The 18,929-nt window shown below is 50.6% G+C and carries 15 protein-coding genes and 3 pseudogenes; 12 read left to right on the forward strand and 6 right to left on the reverse strand.

The window, feature by feature from the left end:
* Positions 1-88: 88 nt before the first annotated feature.
* Positions 89-937, reverse strand: a complete 849-nt coding sequence (fghA, locus tag RSJ68_04555; protein ID WNU98001.1) for an S-formylglutathione hydrolase — start codon at positions 935-937, stop codon at positions 89-91.
* A 449-nt stretch (positions 938-1,386) separates the two neighbouring features.
* On the opposite strand from fghA, the gene RSJ68_04560 reads away from it, so the two are divergent.
* The 10 genes and pseudogenes from RSJ68_04560 (at position 1,387) to RSJ68_04605 (ending at position 10,692) form a co-directional block, all read left to right on the forward strand.
* Positions 1,387-3,099: a proline--tRNA ligase gene (locus tag RSJ68_04560; protein ID WNU98002.1), complete on the forward strand. Its 1,713-nt coding sequence runs from the start codon at positions 1,387-1,389 to the stop codon at positions 3,097-3,099.
* A gap of 16 nt (positions 3,100-3,115) precedes the next feature.
* Positions 3,116-3,379, forward strand: a complete 264-nt coding sequence (locus RSJ68_04565; GenBank protein ID WNU98003.1) for a hypothetical protein — start codon at positions 3,116-3,118, stop codon at positions 3,377-3,379.
* 132 nt (positions 3,380-3,511) lie between these two features.
* Positions 3,512-3,766, forward strand: coding sequence for a hypothetical protein (locus tag RSJ68_04570; protein ID WNU98004.1), 255 nt, complete (start codon positions 3,512-3,514; stop codon positions 3,764-3,766).
* A 12-nt stretch (positions 3,767-3,778) separates the two neighbouring features.
* Entirely contained in the window at positions 3,779-4,264 is a 486-nt protein-coding gene (locus tag RSJ68_04575; protein ID WNU98005.1) for a helix-turn-helix domain-containing protein, read from the forward strand.
* A 170-nt stretch (positions 4,265-4,434) separates the two neighbouring features.
* Positions 4,435-5,400, forward strand: a complete 966-nt coding sequence (locus tag RSJ68_04580) for a proline racemase family protein (GenBank protein WNU98006.1) — start codon at positions 4,435-4,437, stop codon at positions 5,398-5,400.
* The gene (locus RSJ68_04585; GenBank protein WNU98007.1) at positions 5,397-6,644 is read left to right on the forward strand and encodes an FAD-dependent oxidoreductase; all 1,248 of its coding nucleotides are present in this window, start codon (positions 5,397-5,399) and stop codon (positions 6,642-6,644) included. Before RSJ68_04580 ends, RSJ68_04585 begins: the two co-directional genes overlap by 4 nt.
* 43 nt (positions 6,645-6,687) lie before the next feature.
* Positions 6,688-7,551 carry a 4-hydroxy-tetrahydrodipicolinate synthase gene (dapA, locus tag RSJ68_04590; protein WNU98008.1) on the forward strand — a complete coding sequence of 288 codons (864 nt, stop codon included), beginning with the start codon at positions 6,688-6,690 and terminating at the stop codon, positions 7,549-7,551.
* Between the two features lie 12 nt (positions 7,552-7,563).
* Complete coding sequence (locus RSJ68_04595; protein ID WNU98009.1) at positions 7,564-9,033, forward strand: aldehyde dehydrogenase; 1,470 nt, start codon at positions 7,564-7,566, stop codon at positions 9,031-9,033.
* A 75-nt stretch (positions 9,034-9,108) separates the two neighbouring features.
* Positions 9,109-9,219, forward strand: a pseudogene (locus RSJ68_04600) (IS5/IS1182 family transposase).
* Between the two features lie 21 nt (positions 9,220-9,240).
* Positions 9,241-10,692, forward strand: a complete 1,452-nt coding sequence (locus tag RSJ68_04605) for an alanine/glycine:cation symporter family protein (protein ID WNU98010.1) — start codon at positions 9,241-9,243, stop codon at positions 10,690-10,692.
* A 321-nt stretch (positions 10,693-11,013) separates the two neighbouring features.
* Here RSJ68_04605 and RSJ68_04610 read toward each other — a convergent pair.
* The 3 genes and pseudogenes from RSJ68_04610 to RSJ68_04620 form a co-directional block, all read right to left on the reverse strand.
* Positions 11,014-11,244: pseudogene (locus tag RSJ68_04610) on the reverse strand (SCP2 sterol-binding domain-containing protein).
* A gap of 242 nt (positions 11,245-11,486) precedes the next feature.
* Positions 11,487-11,662 (reverse strand): annotated as a pseudogene (locus RSJ68_04615) (DHHA1 domain-containing protein).
* Between the two features lie 181 nt (positions 11,663-11,843).
* Complete coding sequence (locus RSJ68_04620) at positions 11,844-12,080, reverse strand: DUF6429 family protein (GenBank protein WNU98011.1); 237 nt, start codon at positions 12,078-12,080, stop codon at positions 11,844-11,846.
* Positions 12,081-12,213: 133 nt separating this feature from the next.
* On the opposite strand from RSJ68_04620, the gene RSJ68_04625 reads away from it, so the two are divergent.
* On the forward strand, positions 12,214-13,074 hold the full coding sequence (locus RSJ68_04625) for a hypothetical protein (GenBank protein ID WNU98012.1): 861 nt from the start codon (positions 12,214-12,216) through the stop codon (positions 13,072-13,074).
* Between the two features lie 261 nt (positions 13,075-13,335).
* Here RSJ68_04625 and alaS read toward each other — a convergent pair whose 3' ends face one another.
* Entirely contained in the window at positions 13,336-15,960 is a 2,625-nt protein-coding gene (alaS, locus tag RSJ68_04630; protein ID WNU98013.1) for an alanine--tRNA ligase, read from the reverse strand.
* A gap of 228 nt (positions 15,961-16,188) precedes the next feature.
* Here alaS and RSJ68_04635 point away from each other — a divergent pair, with 228 nt between their 5' ends.
* Positions 16,189-17,319, forward strand: a complete 1,131-nt coding sequence (locus RSJ68_04635) for a polyamine ABC transporter substrate-binding protein (GenBank protein ID WNU98014.1) — start codon at positions 16,189-16,191, stop codon at positions 17,317-17,319.
* Positions 17,320-17,390: 71 nt separating this feature from the next.
* Here the strand turns inward: RSJ68_04635 and RSJ68_04640 are convergent, their stop codons facing one another.
* Positions 17,391-18,914, reverse strand: coding sequence for a phospholipase D family protein (locus RSJ68_04640; protein WNU98015.1), 1,524 nt, complete (start codon positions 18,912-18,914; stop codon positions 17,391-17,393).
* Between the last annotated feature and the right edge of the window lie 15 nt (positions 18,915-18,929).

Consider the following 18,929-nt stretch of genomic DNA (forward strand, 5'->3'; position numbering starts at 1 on the left):
TAAAACACTTGCCTTTTCGCAGCCAAATGTTTTTCTCGGCCGGTGGTGTAGACAACGCGATGATTCCTACACTTTATGAATGGCGGACTTACAAACCCAATGCCTCAGCATGAAACTCGATATGCGAGTCGATAAAGCTGGCGATGAAGAAATAATCGTGTCCGTAGCCGGGGCGGACTTTGTATTGCACGTTGAAGCCGTTGGCGCGGGCGGCATTGACGAAGGCTTCGGGTTGTAATTCGTTGGGGAACAGCGGGTCGATGCTGCCTTGGTCGATGAGTATCGGCAGCTTGCGTGAGGTCGTCTGAACGAGCGATGTGCTGTCGTAAGCCTGCCAAGCCTCCGATTCCGCGCCCAGATAGGCGGCAAACGCCTGCTTTCCGCCCCGGCTGGCGGTCGGATGGCACAAGGGGGAGAACGCGGAAACGGCGGCGTAGCGTCCCGGATTTTTCAGGGCGATGGAAAGCGCGCCGTGTCCGCCCATGCTGAAACCTGCGATGCTGCGTTCTTGGGTGGCGGGGAAATGCCGTTCCACCCAATCGGGCAGTTCGCGGCTGATATGGCTGTACATCTGATAATGCGCCGCCCACGGCTGTTCGGCCGCATCGACGTAAAATCCCGCGCCTTGTCCGATAAACTCGTCCGTACTGTCGCTGATATGGCTGCCGCGCGGCGAGGTGTCGGGAAAAACGACGATGATGTTCCATTGCGCGGCAAAACGCTGGATGCCGGTTTGGCGTATCAGTTCCGAGCCGTCGCCGTGCAATCCCGACAAGAAATACAAAACCGGCGCGGGATAGCCTTTCAATACTTGCGGCGGCAGGTAGATGCCGAAAGTCATATCGGTTTGGCAGGTTTTGGAAAAGCAGCGGTATTGCTCTTGATGGCCGTTGAACATTTTGGCGCGGGAAAGCAGGTGTAATTCGTGTGCGGACATAGATGGGATAGTGCGAAAAAAGTGAAGGCATCATCTTAACAGAAAGACCGCGTTACGGGCTTTTAAAAACCTATCGAACGGTATGGTTTCAGACGACACCAATCTATACACAAACTCTGTGGATAAGTTTGTTGATAAGCTTTGGGTAATCGGAATTTTTGCTTTTGGAACAACCCAAGCCTTTCGGTGCTTAAAAAATAGTCAAATAAAATACAATAAAATCAATTAGTTATAAAAATAAAAAATTTAAAAGCCTTTATGGGAAAAATCTATAAGCAAAACAAGCCAATGCGAAATTGTGTATAAAAAGTGATTGACACGCCCGATAAATGTCAAATGAGTTGACTGGACAAGCAAGGCATCGGCTGTCGCCCTATGGGGAAAAACTTCAATCCCCCTGCCTTTCGCGTTACAATACGCGCTTACTTTTTTACACAGAAAAACACACCATGAAAGCCAGCCAATTTTTCATTTCCACCCTGAAAGAAGCCCCTGCCGAAGCCGCGCTTGCCAGCCACAAGCTGATGATTCGCGCCGGTCTGATTAAAGCCAACGCGTCTGGCCTTTATACTTGGATGCCGATGGGGCTGCGCGTGTTGCGCAAAGTTGAAAACGTCGTGCGCGAAGAAATGGCGCGCGCGGGCAGCGTGGAGTTGCTGATGCCGGTGGTGCAGCCTGCCGAACTGTGGCAGGAATCCGGCCGCTGGGAATTTTACGGTAAAGAACTGCTGCGCCTGAAAGACCGCCACGAACGCGATTTCTGCATGGGCCCGACCTGCGAGGAAGTCATCGCCGACATCGTGCGCAAAGAAATCAACAGCTACAAACAGCTGCCGAAAAACTTTTACCACATCCAAACCAAATTCCGCGACGAAGTGCGTCCGCGCTTCGGCGTGATGCGCGCGCGCGAGTTCGTCATGAAAGACGCCTATTCCTTCCATGCCGACTACGCCTCGCTTCAGACGACCTATGATGCCATGTACGATGCTTACTGCCGCATCTTCACCCGTCTGGGCTTGGAATTCCGCCCCGTCGCCGCAGACACCGGCAGCATCGGCGGTACCGGTTCGCACGAGTTTCAAGTGTTGGCGGAAAGCGGCGAAGATGTGATTGCATATAGCGACACTTCCGATTACGCCGCCAATATCGAGCTGGCTCCGACCTTGCCGCTCAAAGGCGAACGCGCAGCCACTCAGGCAGAGCTGGCCAAAGTACACACGCCGAACGTCAAAACCATTGATTCATTGGTTGATTTCCTCAGCATTCCGATTGAAAAAACACTGAAATCCATCGTGGTCGAAGGCGAAAACGAAGGCGAAATCGTCTTATTGCTGTTGCGCGGCGACCATGAGTTCAACGACATCAAAGCCGAAAAACTCGCAGGCGTGAAATCGCCGCTGACCATGGCAGATCCTGCCGCCATCCGAGTGCAGTTCGGTGCAAACGGCGGCTCGCTCGGCCCTGTCGGCTTCACAGGCAAAGTCTATGCCGATTTTGCCACCGAAAAAGGCGCAGACTGGGTTATCGGCGCGAATGAAGACGACTACCACTATACCGGCTTCAACTTCGGCCGCGACGCCGCCGAGCCTGAATTCGTCGATTTACGCAACGTCGTTGAAGGCGACGAAAGCCCCGACGGACAAGGCCGTCTGAAACTGGCGCGCGGCATCGAAGTCGGACACGTTTTCCAATTACGCGACAAATACACCCAAGCCATGAACGTGAGCTTCCTCGACAACAACGGCAAATCGCAAATCATGGAAATGGGCTGCTACGGCATCGGCATCACCCGCGTCGTTGCCGCCGCCATCGAGCAGAACAACGACGAAAAAGGCATCATCTGGACAAAAGCGATGGCGCCGTTTGAAGTCGTTATCGTGCCGATGAACTACAAAAAATCAGACTCCGTACGCGAAGCCGCCGACAAAATCTACGCCGAACTGCTAGCGGCAGGCGCGGACGTCCTCCTCGACGACCGCGACGAACGCGCAGGCGTGCTGCTGAACGACTCCGAGCTTCTGGGCATCCCACACCGCATCGTCATCGGCGACCGCGCCTTGAAAGAAGGCAATGTCGAATACGCCGAACGCCGCGACAATCAGGCACAAACCGTGGGCTTGAATGAAATCGCCGGCAAAGTATTGGCTGCATTGAAAGACTAATGACGGTTTAAAACGGATGCAGATGAAAGAAGGTCGTCTGAAAACTGGAAACAGGTTTCAGACGACCTTCTTTATTTTGAAATCAAAATCAGCAGTAAAAATCAGGAAAACACATGATTATTTAGTCAAGTATGTTTTTACCACCTCTGCTATTTTTATGAAAAAGATGGGCGGCGCTACTAATGAATCTGAAAATTCAAGCTGGACGGCAACTTTGGCTTCGCGTATGTTCAAAGTGTATTTTAGATGTATACCTGCAATGATTCGAGATATTTTATAGTGGATTAACTTTAAACCAGTACGGCGTTGCCTTGCCTTGCCGTACTATTTGTACTGTCTGCGGCTTCGTCTCCTTGTCCTGATTTAAATTTAATCCACTACATTATTGTAACTCTCACGGATACCAACAACCATGCCTTCCAGCCCTTTTCCTCTTTCAGTTTGTCCGGAAAATGTGAATGACCTTATCCGCAGTCTGAACATGTTTGCACCTGTCTTGCAGGTATTGCCCAGTACGGTGTTTTTTGTAAAAAACATGCGGGCGGAGTATGTCTATGCCAACGATACGCTGTTGCACCGCTTACAATTGTCAGATATGGCGGCTTTGATTGGGAAAACATCGGAAGACCTGTTTCAGTCGGAATGGGGACAACGTTATACACAGTAGGACAGGGAAGTTTTGAACGACGGCAAAATCATCAACAATAAGCTGGAGCTGCATACTTATGCTTCGGGAGAACTGGGCTGGTGTATCACGCATAAAATGCCGGTGCGCAATCCTTTGGGTGAAATTATTGCCATGCTTGGTGTGTCTGTGGATGTGGAAACCAATGACAGCAACCGCCCCGAGCTGAATAAAAAAGTCGCGCTGATTGAAAAATACATTGCCGGCCACTTCGACCAAAACATAAAAATGAAAGACTTGGAAGCCGTTTCACGTCTTTCCACCGCCCAAATCGAGCGTTATTTCAAAAAGATTTTCCACATCACACCTTCGCAATATATTCAAAAAATACGCATCGAAGCAGCCATGGCGATGTTGGAAACAGGCTTGTCGGTAACGGAAATTTCTGCCCGCTGCGGCTATTCCGATCACAGTGCATTTACGCGTCAGTTTAAGGCACTGGTAGGATTGGTACCATCTGAATTTAAGAAATCAAGATAACAGTAACCGTACGGAAATGCCTGTCTGAAAATAGTTTTCAGACAGGCATTTTTTGTTTTAAGTGTGTCTGAGTGTGCACATTTCCGCATAAAAAACGGGAAATTCATCAAGACGGCGGCAGCAGCGATTTTGTAAGGTTAACGGAAGTTTTTTAGCGATAGGATTTTGCTATGCCGCATACCGAATATACTTTTTCCGTGATTGACTCCCATACCGGCGGTGAGCCGACCCGTGTAGTGTATGACGGATTTCCCGAGCTTTTCGGCAGCAGTTTGCAGGAGCAGTGTGCCGATTTTGCCAAACGTTTCGACCATTTGCGTCGTGCGCTGATTTTGGAGCCGCGTGGTTCGGAAGTTTTGGTCGGGGCGTTGTTGTGCAAGCCGCAAGCCCCTACTTCTGTCGCCGGCGTGATTTTCTTTAACAACAGCGGTTATTTGGGTATGTGCGGCCACGGCACCATCGGTTTGATTAAAACGCTGCAACACCTCAAACGCATTGATATCGGCACGCATATCATCGAAACGCCGGTGGGCGATGTACGCTGCACGTTGTATGAAGACGGCTCGGTCAGCGTGCGCAACGTACCGGCCTACCGCTACCGTAAAGACGTGTCGCTTGACGTTGAGGGCATTGGCAGCATCACCGGCGATATTGCTTGGGGCGGCAACTGGTTTTTCTTGGTGAATGACCACGGCTGCACCATCTCGCCCGACAATCTGGAGCAATTGACTGATATTTCATGGCGCATCCGCACCGCGCTGAATGCGCAGGGCATTAGCGGCAAAGACGGGCAGGAAATAGACCACATCGAGCTGTTCGGGAAAACCGATACTGCAGACAGCCGCAGCTTTGTGCTCTGTCCCGGCAAAGCTTACGACCGCTCGCCTTGTGGCACGGGCACCAGCGCGAAGATGGCCTGTTTGGCTGCAGACGGCGTGTGGCCATCTGAAAAAGAGTGGGTGCAGGAAAGCATAATCGGCAGCCGCTTTGCTGCTTCTTATGAAACACTTTCAGACGACCTTCATTCGGAAGGTCTGATAATCCCCACCATCAAGGGAGAGGCACATATTCATGCGGCATCGGAAATTTTTGTAAACGCGGATGATCCGTTCCGCTACGGAATTGAAACATCATGAGCAGCCAAATTTTTTCTGCAGCCGTGGTTGGTGGCGGCATCGTCGGATTGAGCATCGCGCTGGAATTGCAGCGTTGCGGCGAAAGCGTACTGTTGTTAGAGCGGGACACTGTATGCGGAGGCGCATCTTATGGCAATGCCGGGCATATCGCCACCGAGCAGGTGTTTCCGATTGCATCGCCGGACGTGCTCAAGCAACTGCCGAAAATGCTGCTCGACCCGCTTGGACCGTTGCGGCTGGACTGGAAATACCTGCCTAAAATCACGCCGTGGCTGTTCAGCCTGCTGTACAACCTTACGCCCAAACGCTTCCAGCACAGCCACCGCGCCCTGATGGCACTAAACAGTCTTGCTTTGGCTGCATGGAGGAAGTTTGCACAAGAATGGAGAGTGGAACAACATATCCGTATCGACGGTTCGCTGTTGGTGTGCGAAACCGAAAACGGGCAATCAGCGTTACAGAAACACGGCAGGGTGTTGAATGAATTAGGTGTGGTCAACGAATGGCTTGACTATGCCGGTCTGCATGAACGCGAACCTGCGCTGGCCGATACGCAACGCGGTGCGCTGTTTTACCCTCATACCGGTCATGTGGTCGATTTGGCAGGTATGGCGGCTGATTTACAGCACGCTTTCATACAGGCGGGCGGTACGATCAGTGAACATACCGACGTTTCCGATATCCAATTATTTTCAGACGACCTGTTCCGCATCATAGGCGGTAGTAAGGCGTTTGAAGCCAAACATGTGGTGATTGCTGCCGGTGCGTTTTCTAAACCATGGTTGAAAAAACTGTGCGGCAGCGACGTACCGCTTGATGCGGAACGCGGTTACCACCTGATGTTGCCGCAAAGCCTAAATATTTTGAACGTGCCGGTAAGCAGCTTTGAGCGCAAATTCATCATGACGCCCATGAACGCAGGCTTGCGCCTGGCCGGTACAGTGGAGTTTGCCGGGCTGGATGCACCGCCGAATATGGAACGGGCTCAGCAGCTCTTTCACTTGGCAGAATCTATGCTCAAAGGTCGTCTGAACCGGCAAGGTGCCGTGTCGTGGATGGGTTTTCGACCGTCGATTGCCGATTCCCTGCCGGTAATCGACCGAAAAGAAAACATTTTTCTGGCGTTCGGGCATCAGCATTTGGGCTTAACCCAAGCACCGCTCACCGCAAAACTGGTGAAAGCCTTGTATTTTGGAGAACAGCCTGCAATAGATTTAAGCCCTTACCGTTTTAGCCGTTTCTGAAGCGAGCAAACCGAATCACGATTCATCTCAAGAGGAGAAACATATGAATATCGAAGGTATTTTAGTTCCCATCGTTACCCCGTTTACCGCCGACAATCAAGTGGATACCACGCTGCTGGCCGAATTGGTGGACGCGTTTATTGCTAAAGGCGTGCGCGGCATCGTAGCCTGCGGCACCACGGGTGAGTATTACGCTTTGTCGGAAGCCGAACGCGAAACCGTATTGACCACCATCGTGAAGGCCGCTGCTGGCCGTTGTACGCTGATTGCCGGTGTCAGCGATATGTCGAGCGAAGTGGCTGCACAACGCGCCGCCCGAGCTAAAGAATTAGGCTACGACGGGCTGATGTTGTCGGCGCCGCCATACAGCCTGCCGTCGCAGCAAGGCATTATCGAGCACTTTGAATATGTGGCGTCTAAAACCGACTTGCCGATTATTCTCTACAACTTTCCCGCGCGTATCGGCGTAGAACTCGAATTTGAAACTGTGGTGCATTTGTCGAAACATCCCAACATCGTCGGTATCAAAGAAAGCACCGGTAATTTCTCTAACGCGTTGCGTATGATCCAGGCGAAATTCGACAACTTCCAAGTCGTGTGCGGCTGCGACGACCAACCTTTGGATTTCTTCTTCTGGGGTGTGAAAAGCTGGATTGCAGGTGCGGCCAATGTGTTCCCAGGTGAGCAGGTTGCCCTGTTTAACGCTGCCCAAGCCCAAGATTGGGATAAAGCCCGCCAGATTCTTACCGACCTTTATCCCGCCCTGCATTCGATGGAGTCGGGCGACTACAACCAAAAAGCTAAAATCGGCTGCTTAAACGGTACCAAACCCGCCGGAAAAGTGCGCCTGCCGCTGCACAATCTGACCATGCAGGAAGCCGCCGAGTTTACGGCATTGTTGAAATAAAGGAGCCGCAGTATGAAAACCATTGAACAAATCTTCGAGGCCGCCAAAGCAGGCAGCCTATGGGCGGGGAATTTGATTCCGAACCACGCCGATTCGGGCAGAAAGCTGGAAAACCGCACGCCCATCGACAATTCACTCATCGGTTACATCGCCGACGGGAGCGAACAGGATATAGATGCCGCCGTACGCGCCGCGCGTTCTGCGTTTTCAGACGACCTTTGGGCAGGCAAAAGCCCATCTGAAAAACGTGCCGTACTGCTGCGTTGGGCGCAGTTGATTGAAGAACACGCCGAAGAGCTGGCAGCGTTGGACTGTATCGACGCGGGCAAGCCCATCAGCGAGTGTATCAACACCGATATGCCCGCCACCATTGAGACCTTTTATTTCTACGCAGAATATGTAGATAAAGCCTTTGGCCGCGTCGCCCCCACCGGCAACGACGCGCTGGGTTTGATTGTGCATGAGCCGGTCGGCATGGTCGGCGTAGTGTTGCCGTGGAACTTCCCCGCGCAGATGTTTGCATGGAAAGTGGCACCTGCTTTGGCGGCGGGTAATTCGGTGATTGTAAAACCTGCCGAACTGACTTCGCTGAGCGCCTACCGCATGGTGCAGCTGGCGCATGAAGCGGGCGTGCCTGAAGCAGCGCTGACGCTGGTTTGCGGCTTGGGGGAAACGGTCGGCAAGGCTTTGGGTGTGCATCAAGATGTGGACATGGTGGCCTTTACCGGCTCGACCGAAGTCGGACGCTATTTCTTGGAATATTCGGCGCAAAGCAATTTGAAAGAAATCGTCTTGGAATGCGGCGGCAAAAGTCCGCAAATCGTGTTTGCCGATGCGGATATAGACAAAGCGATACCGTTGATTTTAGCCGCCGCGTTCTGGAATATGGGTGAAAATTGCAGCTGCGGTTCGCGCCTGATTGTGGAAGCAAGTATCAAAGATGCCCTGCTGGCCAAACTTTCAGACGACCTCAAGCAAGGCTGGAAAGTCGGCGATCCACGCCTGCCTGAAACCAACCTCGGTCCGATGGTGGAAGAAGCTCATTTTGATAAGGTGTGCCGTTATTTCGATACCGCGCTGAAAGAGGGCGGCAAACTGATCACCGGCGGTCAAACCGGCGAAGGCTGGTATTTTGATCCGGCGATTATCGACGGTGTAACTGCGGACATGACAGTGTTTAATGAAGAAATATTCGGCCCAGTGCTGGCGGTAACCACATTCAGTAGCGAAGAAGAAGCCGTCCGTTTGGCAAACCAATCGGATTACGGTCTGGCCGCTTCGTTCTACACATCCAATGTAAGCCGCGCCCACCGTGTTGCCCGCAAAATTCAGGCAGGTACGGTATCGGTAAACGGTTTTTCGGAAGGCAGTATTGCTACACCGTTCGGCGGCTACAAACAATCCGGCTTCGGCGGTCGCGACAAAGGCGTGGAAGCGTTTGAGCAATACACGCAGGCAAAAACCATTTGGTTTATGGAATAACACAAAATAAAGCTCAGGTCGTCTGAAACTGGCAGCTTTTACCAAGCCAAACCTTTTTTCAGACGACCTTAGATAACAACATATAGTGGATTAAATTTAAATCAGGACAAGGCGACGAAGCCGAAGACAGTACAGATAGTACGGCAAGGCGAGGCAACGCCGTACTGGTTTAAAGTTAATCCACTATAAAACCGCAAAGGAGAAGAGATGGAAAAGATCGTCAGTACGCTGGTGGACTATATCTGGGGCAACGGCTTGGTTTATCTGGCTTTAGCCGTTGGTCTGTATTTCACCGTTATTACTAAAGGAGTGCAATTCCGCTATTTGCCCGAAATGATCCGCCTGCTGAATGAAAAGCAGGAGTCCGGTGCGGGTATTTCTTCGTTTCAGGCATTCTGCATGTCGCTGTCGGGACGCATTGGTGTCGGCAACATCGCCGGCGTAGCGACCGCTATTGCCGCGGGCGGTCCGGGCTCTGTATTTTGGATGATTGTGATGGCTCTGTTGGGTGGTGCCAGCGCGTTTGTAGAATCCACTTTGGCGCAGATTTATAAAACCAAAGTCGGTACGGAATACCGCGGCGGCTCTCCTTATTACATCGAGCGCGGCTTAAAGATGAAAGCCTTTGCCATGCTGGTAGCCGTAGTGATTTTCCTGAGCTACGGCGTGTTAGTGCCGGGCATTCAGGCCAATACCATTGCTACATCGTTTGAGAACGCCTTCGCACTGCCTGCATGGAGCACCGGTGCTGCAGTTTCCATGATATTGGCGTTTCTGATTTTTGGCGGCACCAAACGCATCGCCCGTGCCGCCGACAGTATCATTCCGCTGATGGCTGTGGGTTATGTCGGTCTGATGTTGATTGTATTGGTAAACCACGCCTCGAAAATCCCCGAAACCTTAAGCCTGATCATCGGTAGCGCATTCGGTACGGACGCGGTATTCGGCGGAATTGTCGGTAGCGCGATTTCCTGGGGGGTGCGTCGCGCCGTGTTCTCAAACGTAGCCGGTGCAGGCGAAGCAACGTTCAGCTCGGCTGCCGCTGAAGTAAGCCATCCTGTGAAACAAGGTTTGGTGCAAGGCTTTTCGGTGTATATCGATACCGTGATTGTCTGCACCTCCACCGCTATCATGATTCTGATTACCGGTATGTATAACGTACATCCGGTCGGCATGAAAACGCCGCTTGTGGAAAATATTCCCGGCGTGGAAGCCGGCTCTGCTTACACGCAGGCTGCATTGGGTACTGTGTTCGGTAATTTCGGCGGCGCATTTGTGGCGGTCGGTATCTTCTTCTTTGCCTTTACCTGCCTGCTGGCTTATTACTACATCGCCGAAACTGCGCTGCTCTATCTCGACCAAAAGCTGAAATACCCAATACTCAGTATGATTCTGCGGTTGGTGTTTTTAGCGGTGGTGTTTACCGGCAGCGTACAGTCCGCCAGCCTGATGTGGGGCTTAGGTGATATAGGCTTCGGCAGCATGTGTTATCTCAACCTGATTGCTATCGTATTTCTCAGTAAACCCGCCTTACGTGCGCTGCATGATTACGACCGCCAGAAAAAAGCCGGTCTCGATCCGGTATTCGACCCGCGTGTAGCCGGGATTGAGAATGCCGAATTCTGGATAGAACATATGCAACAACATTATAGGCGCTAAGTTTGCTCTGTTACGATAGATGAGCAAAGTAGTTGGAGGATCTAGGTTTTAAGTGCAACATCTGATTTAATTGAGCAGACCCGTTTAATAAGTACCTCATTTGGTGCTGGATAACACAACAGTTATGTAGGTGTGTTGTTCGGCACTACTGTATATGGTGTACCAGGACATGTCTAAATTTGCCTGAAATCCTCCCTTTCAAAAAATACTGTCAAAGCGGTTCATTAGTATTTTCATTTGATTCCTGATCTCACTAATGTGCACTGGACTTCCTGCTTGGAAAATCTTTGCACTTCAAATCCAAATGTGTGAACCCTGCGTTCAATCGGACAACTGCCGTTTCAAAAACCAATCGCCGAACGGCCAGTCCACGCTGTCGAGCAGGTTTTTGGTAATCAGCCCAAGTTCGGTATCGCCTTCAATTTGCAGTTTGCGGTTGAAAAACAAAGTATCCGGGTCTTCCTCGCGCATCATCATGCGCATAAAGTCGATGCCGTTGGCGGCAAGGCGCAAATCGGGCGTGCCGAATAAATCCGCGTCGATGGATTTTTCTAAATCTTAGTAAATTTGTCCAACAATTCAGTGTTTGCCGCATAATTGGTGTCGGTGGATGCAAAGACAGCTATTTGAAGTAATTTTCTTGTGCGTTGAATTTTTTGGAGACGTACCCTGATAATGTCATGGTTCATATGGTTTCCTTTATAGTTTCGAAAGAGGTCGTCTGAAATTTTTTCAGACGACCTCTTTTCTCTATGTTAATCAAACAACTTGCCGCTTAGCCAGTCTTCCACGCTTCACAGTATTTCAGGCAGTTTTGCAGTATCCGTTCCCCGGCCTGTATCAAATCCAGTTTGCCGCCGCTTTTACCGCCGACTTGTTCGGCTGCGAATTTGACAAAATCTCCGGCTTTCACTTTTCCGGTCATGGCTTTGGATATACCGGTGCACAGCGTATGGCGTAGCCTATGCACGCGGTTGGAAGGGGCTAAGGTTTGCTGAAAGTACAGGCTGCTTTTGATAAAGATGGGTCGTCTGAAAATTATTTCTCGGGCAGCTTTGAGATTACGGGCAATATAAAGTTTTGTTGGGTTATGATCCAAGCTACGTTTGCTTCGGCGCAGGCAACATAAAGCCAATGTCCGCACAACCTTGCTACAAATCCGATTCTCCGCCAAACATCTCTTCTGCCAAGGCTTTGGCTTTTTCCAAACCTTCAGGGGTGAGATAGGCGGATTTGGCTTTACCCCAAGGCTGGCTGATTAAGCCTTGTTCGTGCAGGCTATTGAGCAGGTCAAAATCGTAGCCTTTCCAAAAACGGCCGTCTTCAAATTCCAATGCGCCGATTAGGGCAAGCAGGGCGTTTTCCATTTTTTGGCGGTTGTAGGGCATGGGTTGGGGCTTTCTTGATTTGGATTGATGGGGTGAGATGTGGAAGAATGCAGGCTACTGCTTACTACACTTGTCAATCTTGTAAAGTTTAAAGAGAATGTATCATTTAATTGGACAGAAGAAAGAGCTTAATATGTATGACAAGTTAAAAGAGCGATATGAAAATTTTTTAGATCAAATAGCAAAATTAAAACTCTCTTATCGTATCACATCTAGAACATTTGAATGTTTTTTAAACGAATTATCAAAAAAACAAGCCAACTTTGATAAATTAAATCTTGATCTTACTGAAAAATGGACTCTACCTACAAATATTGAAAATTACTATTTTATAAATCCTTATACAGGGAAAACTGAATTACATAGAAACAATCAATTTGATTACAAAGAATATGCTGAGCAATGTTACATTCATAGAAATAAACAATATCAGTGGTTGTTAGTTGATGGATATGAATTATTTGAAGAGTATATTATTGATCTATATAAGATATGTTGTCATCACTTTAAAATAAAGCATCTCCGCCTTGATAAAGATAAAGAAGGGGATATGGATAATATGGAATTAAAAAAATATGTTAATAAAATTATTGTAAAATTTAGAGATAAAACCCCAAATATTAAAATAGATGAGAAAAATAATAAGACTGGAAAGAATCTCTTTTTTTATGTAAAGATGATTGAACAATTTCGTCATATTATCGTCCATAAAAATGGAAAAGTATCTGATGTTGATACGATATTAAAAAATATTCTGAATAAATCTGGTATTACAGGAAATAAAGAGTTAGAACCACAATATAAAAAAATTATTCAAGGGTATATTTACACTAACGCGGAAAAAAGAGAATTATTAGGAGTTATTGTATTAGAAGATTATAAAATAAATGAAATTGTGTCATGCAGAAAATTTGAAGGCTTAGCGAATGATTTATTAGGGTATGCCTTTATTCTTTCCTGCAATCTACTACTGACATTGAAAAATAATACATAGTAAGTCTTAGCTCCATATTACTTCACATCTTGCTCAATGGCACTGTATTTTTGTATGAGAGTAGATATAACAAGCAGAGCTTAAGCCATGATCCAATATCATCATTGAATTTTCCTAAATACTTGGGGTATTGCCTTAATCTGCTATATTAGGAAAGGAAAAATCTCAAAAAATTTATCCTAATATCTATATATCTTACTAAGAAGGTCGTCTGAAAAATTTTTCAGACGACCTTCTCTACTTAACTTAATACATCACTCATCAACTCAGCTTACTGTTTACCCAGCCTTCTGCCGAATTCAGCATCGTGCCGACTTGAGAAGCATCCGTACCCCCTGCCTGTGCCAAATCCGGTCTGCCGCCGCCTTTGCCGCCGACTTGTTCTGCTGCGAATTTGACCAAATCGCCGGCTTTCACTTTGCCGGTCAGAGCTTTGGATACGCCGGCGCACAGGGAGACTTTGCCGTCGTTCACTGCCGCCAAAAGAATCACGGCGTTGTCGGATTTGCCGGTTAAGTCGGTAACGATTTCGCGCAGGGCGGCTGCGTCGGCTTCGATTTGGGCAGCGACGAGTTTGGCTGCGCCCAAGTCTTTAGCGTTGTCCAAGAGTTTTGCGCCTGTGTGGACGGCGAGTTCGGCTTTAGCTTTTGCCAACTCTTTTTCCAAGGCTTTGGCGTTTGCGGCGTTGGCTTGGATTTTGGCGAGTACGTCTTTTTCGGTTTGGGCTTTGGTCTCAAAGATGATGTTTTTCATCAGGCTTTCTTGGTTTTGCGCCCATGCCAGCGCGGCAAGGCCGGTAATGGCTTCTACGCGGCGGATGCCTGCGGCGATGCCGCCTTCGCTGATGATTTTGAAGAAGCCGATGTCGCCGGTGCGGGCGACGTGGGTGCCGCCGCACAGTTCGGTAGAGTATTCGCCCATGGTGATGACGCGGACGAAATCGCCGTATTTTTCGCCGAAGAGCATCATGGCGCCGGATTTTTGCGCGTCTTCAATGGACATGGTTTCTACTTTGACGGGCACGTTGGCGATAATCGCGGCATTGACGCGGCGTTCGACTTCGGCGATTTCTTCCGCGCTGATGCCTTGCGGATGGGAGATGTCAAAGCGGGTCAGCTCGGCGTTTTGCAGGCTGCCTTTTTGTTCAACGTGTGTGCCCAAAACATCGCGCAGGGCTTTGTGCATCAGGTGGGTAACGCTGTGGTTGCGCATGATGCTGTCGCGGATGTCGTTGTCGATTTCGGCGGATACGGCATCGCCCACTTTCAGACGGCCTGATACGACTGCGCCGAATTGTCCGTGTACAGCGGCTTTGATTTTCTGCGTGTCTTCAACGCGGAAGCGGTTCTCGCCTGCGAAGATAAAGCCTACGTCGCCGACTTGGCCGCCGCTTTCGGCGTAGAACGGGGTTTGTTCCAAAACAACCACTCCTGCTTCGCCCGCTTGGAGTTCGTCCACGGCTTCGCTGCCTTTGTATAAGGCGATGATTTTGGTTTCTTGACTGCGTTTTTCGTAGCCTGTGAACTCGGTGTCCGCGCCTGTGTAGTCCAGTTGCGCGTTGGCTTTGAAGTTTTGCGCGGCGCGGGCGCGGGCGCGTTGGGCTTCCATTTCGCGGTTGAAGCCTTCTTCGTCCAAATCGATATTGCGTTCGCGGCAGATGTCGGCGGTCAAATCGTATGGGAAACCGTAGGTGTCGTAGAGTTTGAAGATGATTTCGCCATTCAGTTTGTTGCTGCCTTTGGCCAATGCGTTTTCCAGCAAAGCCATGCCGGTTTCCAAAGTTTGGGCAAAGCGGCTTTCTTCGTTTTTCAGGGCTTCTTCGATTTGAGCTTGTTTTTCTTTCAACTCAGGATACGCGTCGCCCATCGCTTTCACCAAATCGGGAACGAGTTTGTAGAAAAACGCCTGTTTCTGACCGAGTTTGTAACCGTGGCGCACGGCGCGGCGGATGATGCGGCGCAGGACATAGCCGCGGCCTTCGTTGGACGGCATCACGCCGTCGGCAATCAGGAAGGAGCAGGAGCGGATGTGGTCGGCAACGACTTTCAGGCTCGGCTCGTCCATGCTGAACGGCGCGCCGGTTTCGCGGGCAACGGCTTTGAGCAGGTCTTGGAACAGGTCGATTTCGTAGTTGCTGTGGACGTGCTGCATCACGGCCGCCATGCGCTCCAAGCCCATGCCGGTATCGACGGACGGCTTGGGCAGCGGGTTCATATTGCCTTGCTCGTCGCGGTTGAACTGCATGAATACGCAGTTCCAAATTTCAATCCAGCGGTCGCCGTCTTCTTCAGGGCTGCCGGGAATGCCGCCCCAGATTTCTTCGCCGTGGTCGTAAAAAATTTCGGAACACGGACCGCAGGGGCCGGTGTCGCCCATCTGCCAGAAGTTGTCAGACGCGTATTTCGCGCCTTTGTTGTCACCGATGCGGACGATGCGCTCGGCAGGCATACCGATTTCGTTCAGCCAAATGTTGTAGGCTTCGTCGTCTTCGGCATATACGGTCGCCAAGAGTTTTTCTTTGGGGATGTTCAGCCATTCGGGGGAAGTGAGGAATTCCCAAGCGAAGTGGATCGCGTCGCGTTTGAAGTAGTCGCCGAAGGAGAAGTTGCCCATCATTTCAAAGAAGGTGTGGTGGCGGGCGGTGTAGCCGACGTTTTCCAAGTCGTTGTGTTTGCCGCCTGCGCGTACGCATTTTTGCGCGGTGGTGGCGCGGTTGTATGGGCGTTTGTCAAAGCCGAGGAATACGTCTTTAAACTGATTCATACCGGCGTTGGTAAACAGCAGCGTCGGGTCGTCGTGCGGCACGAGGCTGGAAGAGCGGACGATGGTGTGGTTTTTGGATTCGAAGAATTTTAGGAATTTTTGGCGTAGTTCGGAGGTTTTCATGATGTTTCGATGTCTCTACTAAAAAGGTTTCAGACGACCTTCCCGGCCGTATGTAATTGTGGAAAGAAAATGGGTGCTATATTACCGCAAAACCTTGTTTCTAGCTATTGAATCAGGGACTTTCAGACGACCTTCCGACTATCGCCCCAATGGAAATTGCTATCAGATAGTGCGTGCCTGATTTATAATCCCTTACTTTCCCTTCCACCCGATATGTAAGGAATGATAATGACCAAACATCTGCCACTCATCGCCCTGACCGCCGTCATGCTCGCCGCCTGCGGAGGTTCGGATAAAAACACCTCCGACAAAGCGGGTCAGGCGGGAAACCAAAATGTATTGAGGATTTACAACTGGTCGGAATACGTCGATCCCGAAACCGTCGCCGATTTTGAAAAGAAAAACGGTATCAAGGTAACTTACGACGTGTACGACAGCGATGAGACGCTGGAAAGTAAAGTATTGACCGGAAAATCGGGCTACGACATCGTCGGCCCGTCCAATACCTTCGTCGGCAGGCAGATTAAGGCAGGTGCTTATCAAAAAATCGACAAATCCCTGATTCCCAACTATAAAAACCTCAATCCCGAATTGATGAAACTGATGGAAGGCGTCGATCCGAGCCACGAATACGCCGTTCCGTTTTATTGGGGAACCAACACCTTCGCCATCAATACCGAGCGCGTAAAAAAAGCCTTGGGCACGGACAAACTGCCGGACAACCAATGGGATTTGGTGTTCAACCCCGAATACACATCCAAGCTCAAACAATGCGGCATTAGCTACTTGGACAGCGCGGCAGAAATTTATCCTATGGTGTTGAACTACATGGGTAAAAACCCCAACAGCAACGATACCGAAGACATCAAAGCGGCAACCGAGCTGCTCAAGAAAAACCGCCCCAACATCAAACGCTTTACCTCGTCCGGCTTCATCGACGACTTGGCTCGCGGCGATACCTGCGTCACCATCGGCTTCGGCGGCGACTTGAACATCGCCAGACGGCGTGCCGAAGAAGCGGGCGGCAAGGAAAAAATCCGCGTCATGATGCCCAAAGAAGGCGTAGGGATTTGGGTGGACTCCTTCGTTATCCCGAAAGATGCGAAAAACGTCGCCAACGCCCACAAATACATCAACGACTTCCTCGACCCCGAAGTCGCCGCGAAAAACGGCAATTTCGTCACCTACGCCCCTTCCAGCAAACCCGCACGCGAATTGATGGAAGCCGAGTTCAGGGACGACCGCACCATTTTCCCGAGCGACGAAGATTTGAAAAACAGCTTCATCATGGTTCCTATCCAGCCCACCATTTTGAAATTCATGGTCCGCCAATGGCAGGGCGTGAAAGCCGGCAAATAATTCGATACGGATAGATTAAAGATCGTCTGAAAACTTGAAATACAGGTTTTCAGACGATCTTTTGTTGGTTTTTACAGCAATCCTTCTATCGGCAGGAAGGAAAAGATTTTGGAGGTAACACGTTTCCAGAATTTGGCTTCCGGCTCGGCGGAGTAGGTTTTCTGGGTGGCGGGGTCGTGCCAGTGCAGTTTGTTGTATTTGTCGAGGGTAACCTGATAGGCGTATTTGGGGGTGGTATTGACGAGGGTGCGCTGCATTTCGCCTGCGATTTTGGGGCTTTCGAGGACGACGCCCATTTCGGTGTTGAGTCTGGCGGAGCGCGGGTCGAGGTTGAATGAGCCGATGAAGACGCGTTTCTCGTCCACGATGAAGGTTTTGGCATGCAGGCTGGTGGCGGAGTTGCCGGTCAAACCGCGGTCTTTGGTGGTGGGGACGGCGTGGTTGGGTTGCAGCTCGTAGAGTTTGACACCGGCTTTGAGCATTGGTTTGCGGTATTTGGCGTAGCCTGAGTGGACGGCGGCGACATCGGTCGCTTGGAGCGAGTTGGTCAGGACGGTTACGTCCACGCCGTTTTTGACGAGTTGGTCGAGCGCGCGTACGCCTGATTTGGTGGGAACGAAATAGGGCGAAACGAGATAGACGCTTTTTTCGGGCGTTTTCAGGGCGTCCTGCATGCGGTCGAAAATGGGCGGTTTGTGGCGGTCGCGGTCCAGCCCTTTGGCGGGGTCGTCGCTGATCAGGCGGGTATGAACGCTTTGCCAGTCTATGCTGTTGCTCTGCATTTTTTGGTAGAGTTCGGACTCTTCAATGCTTCTGCGGTAACGGTTGACAGTATCGCTTTTGTCTTTGTCGTCGTAACCCATCTCTTGGAAGCCTTTTTCGATATCGCCTTTTTTGATGATGCTGGCGACGGTGTAGGAGGAATGGCTTGCCCAATAGCGGTCGAAGTCTTGAGAAACTTTGGTCACGACGCGGCCGGTGGCGAGGATGTCGAGGTCGGCAAAGATGGTGTCTTCGCCGACTTTAAAATATTCGTCGCCGATATTGCGCCCGCCGAGGATGGTGGCGCGGTTGTCTGCGGTGAAGGATTTGTTGTGCATCCGGCGGTTGAGGCGCGGGAAGTCGGTCAAATAACCCAGCGCGCGCCATTTGCGGCGGACGAAGGGGTTGAACAGGCGGATTTCGATATTGGGATGGCTGTCGAGGGCGAGCAGGACGTTGTCCAGACCGTTGGTGTTGTTGTCGTCCAGCAGCAGGCGCACGCGCACGCCGCGTTCGGCGGCACGGTGGATCAGGTTGAACATGAGTTTGCCGGAGATGTCGTTGTGCCAGATGTAGTATTGGAGGTCCAGGGTGTGGTCGGCGGCTTCAATCAGGGCGGCGCGGGCGACGAAGGCTTCGTGCGCGTCGTTGAGCAGATAGACATTGGAAATATCGCCTCCGGTTTTGGCAGTGGCGGTGTTGAGCAGGGCATCCATGCGCGGGGCGGAACGGATGTCGAGGTAGTGGCTTTCAGGGCGATCGTCCAGTGAGGGCAGGCCGGCGCAACCTGTCAGAAAAACCGGAAGCATAAGGATGAGATGGATTTTTTTCATTCTTGAGGGCGTTTC

It is taken from the genome of Neisseria sp. DTU_2020_1000833_1_SI_GRL_NUU_006 (assembly GCA_032388755.1).
In the GTDB taxonomy this organism is placed as follows: Bacteria; Pseudomonadota; Gammaproteobacteria; order Burkholderiales; family Neisseriaceae; genus Neisseria; species Neisseria sicca_C.

Coding starts and splice junctions, on each gene's coding strand:
- fghA (WNU98001.1), bottom strand. CDS start 937: ATGTCCGCACACGAATTACACCTGCTTTCCCGCGCCAAAATGTTCAAC.
- RSJ68_04560 (WNU98002.1), top strand. CDS start 1,387: ATGAAAGCCAGCCAATTTTTCATTTCCACCCTGAAAGAAGCCCCTGCC.
- RSJ68_04565 (WNU98003.1), top strand. CDS start 3,116: ATGCAGATGAAAGAAGGTCGTCTGAAAACTGGAAACAGGTTTCAGACG.
- RSJ68_04570 (WNU98004.1), top strand. CDS start 3,512: ATGCCTTCCAGCCCTTTTCCTCTTTCAGTTTGTCCGGAAAATGTGAAT.
- RSJ68_04580 (WNU98006.1), top strand. CDS start 4,435: ATGCCGCATACCGAATATACTTTTTCCGTGATTGACTCCCATACCGGC.
- RSJ68_04585 (WNU98007.1), top strand. CDS start 5,397: ATGAGCAGCCAAATTTTTTCTGCAGCCGTGGTTGGTGGCGGCATCGTC.
- dapA (WNU98008.1), top strand. CDS start 6,688: ATGAATATCGAAGGTATTTTAGTTCCCATCGTTACCCCGTTTACCGCC.
- RSJ68_04595 (WNU98009.1), top strand. CDS start 7,564: ATGAAAACCATTGAACAAATCTTCGAGGCCGCCAAAGCAGGCAGCCTA.
- RSJ68_04605 (WNU98010.1), top strand. CDS start 9,241: ATGGAAAAGATCGTCAGTACGCTGGTGGACTATATCTGGGGCAACGGC.
- RSJ68_04620 (WNU98011.1), bottom strand. CDS start 12,080: ATGCCCTACAACCGCCAAAAAATGGAAAACGCCCTGCTTGCCCTAATC.
- RSJ68_04625 (WNU98012.1), top strand. CDS start 12,214: ATGTATGACAAGTTAAAAGAGCGATATGAAAATTTTTTAGATCAAATA.
- alaS (WNU98013.1), bottom strand. CDS start 15,960: ATGAAAACCTCCGAACTACGCCAAAAATTCCTAAAATTCTTCGAATCC.
- RSJ68_04635 (WNU98014.1), top strand. CDS start 16,189: ATGACCAAACATCTGCCACTCATCGCCCTGACCGCCGTCATGCTCGCC.
- RSJ68_04640 (WNU98015.1), bottom strand. CDS start 18,914: ATGAAAAAAATCCATCTCATCCTTATGCTTCCGGTTTTTCTGACAGGT.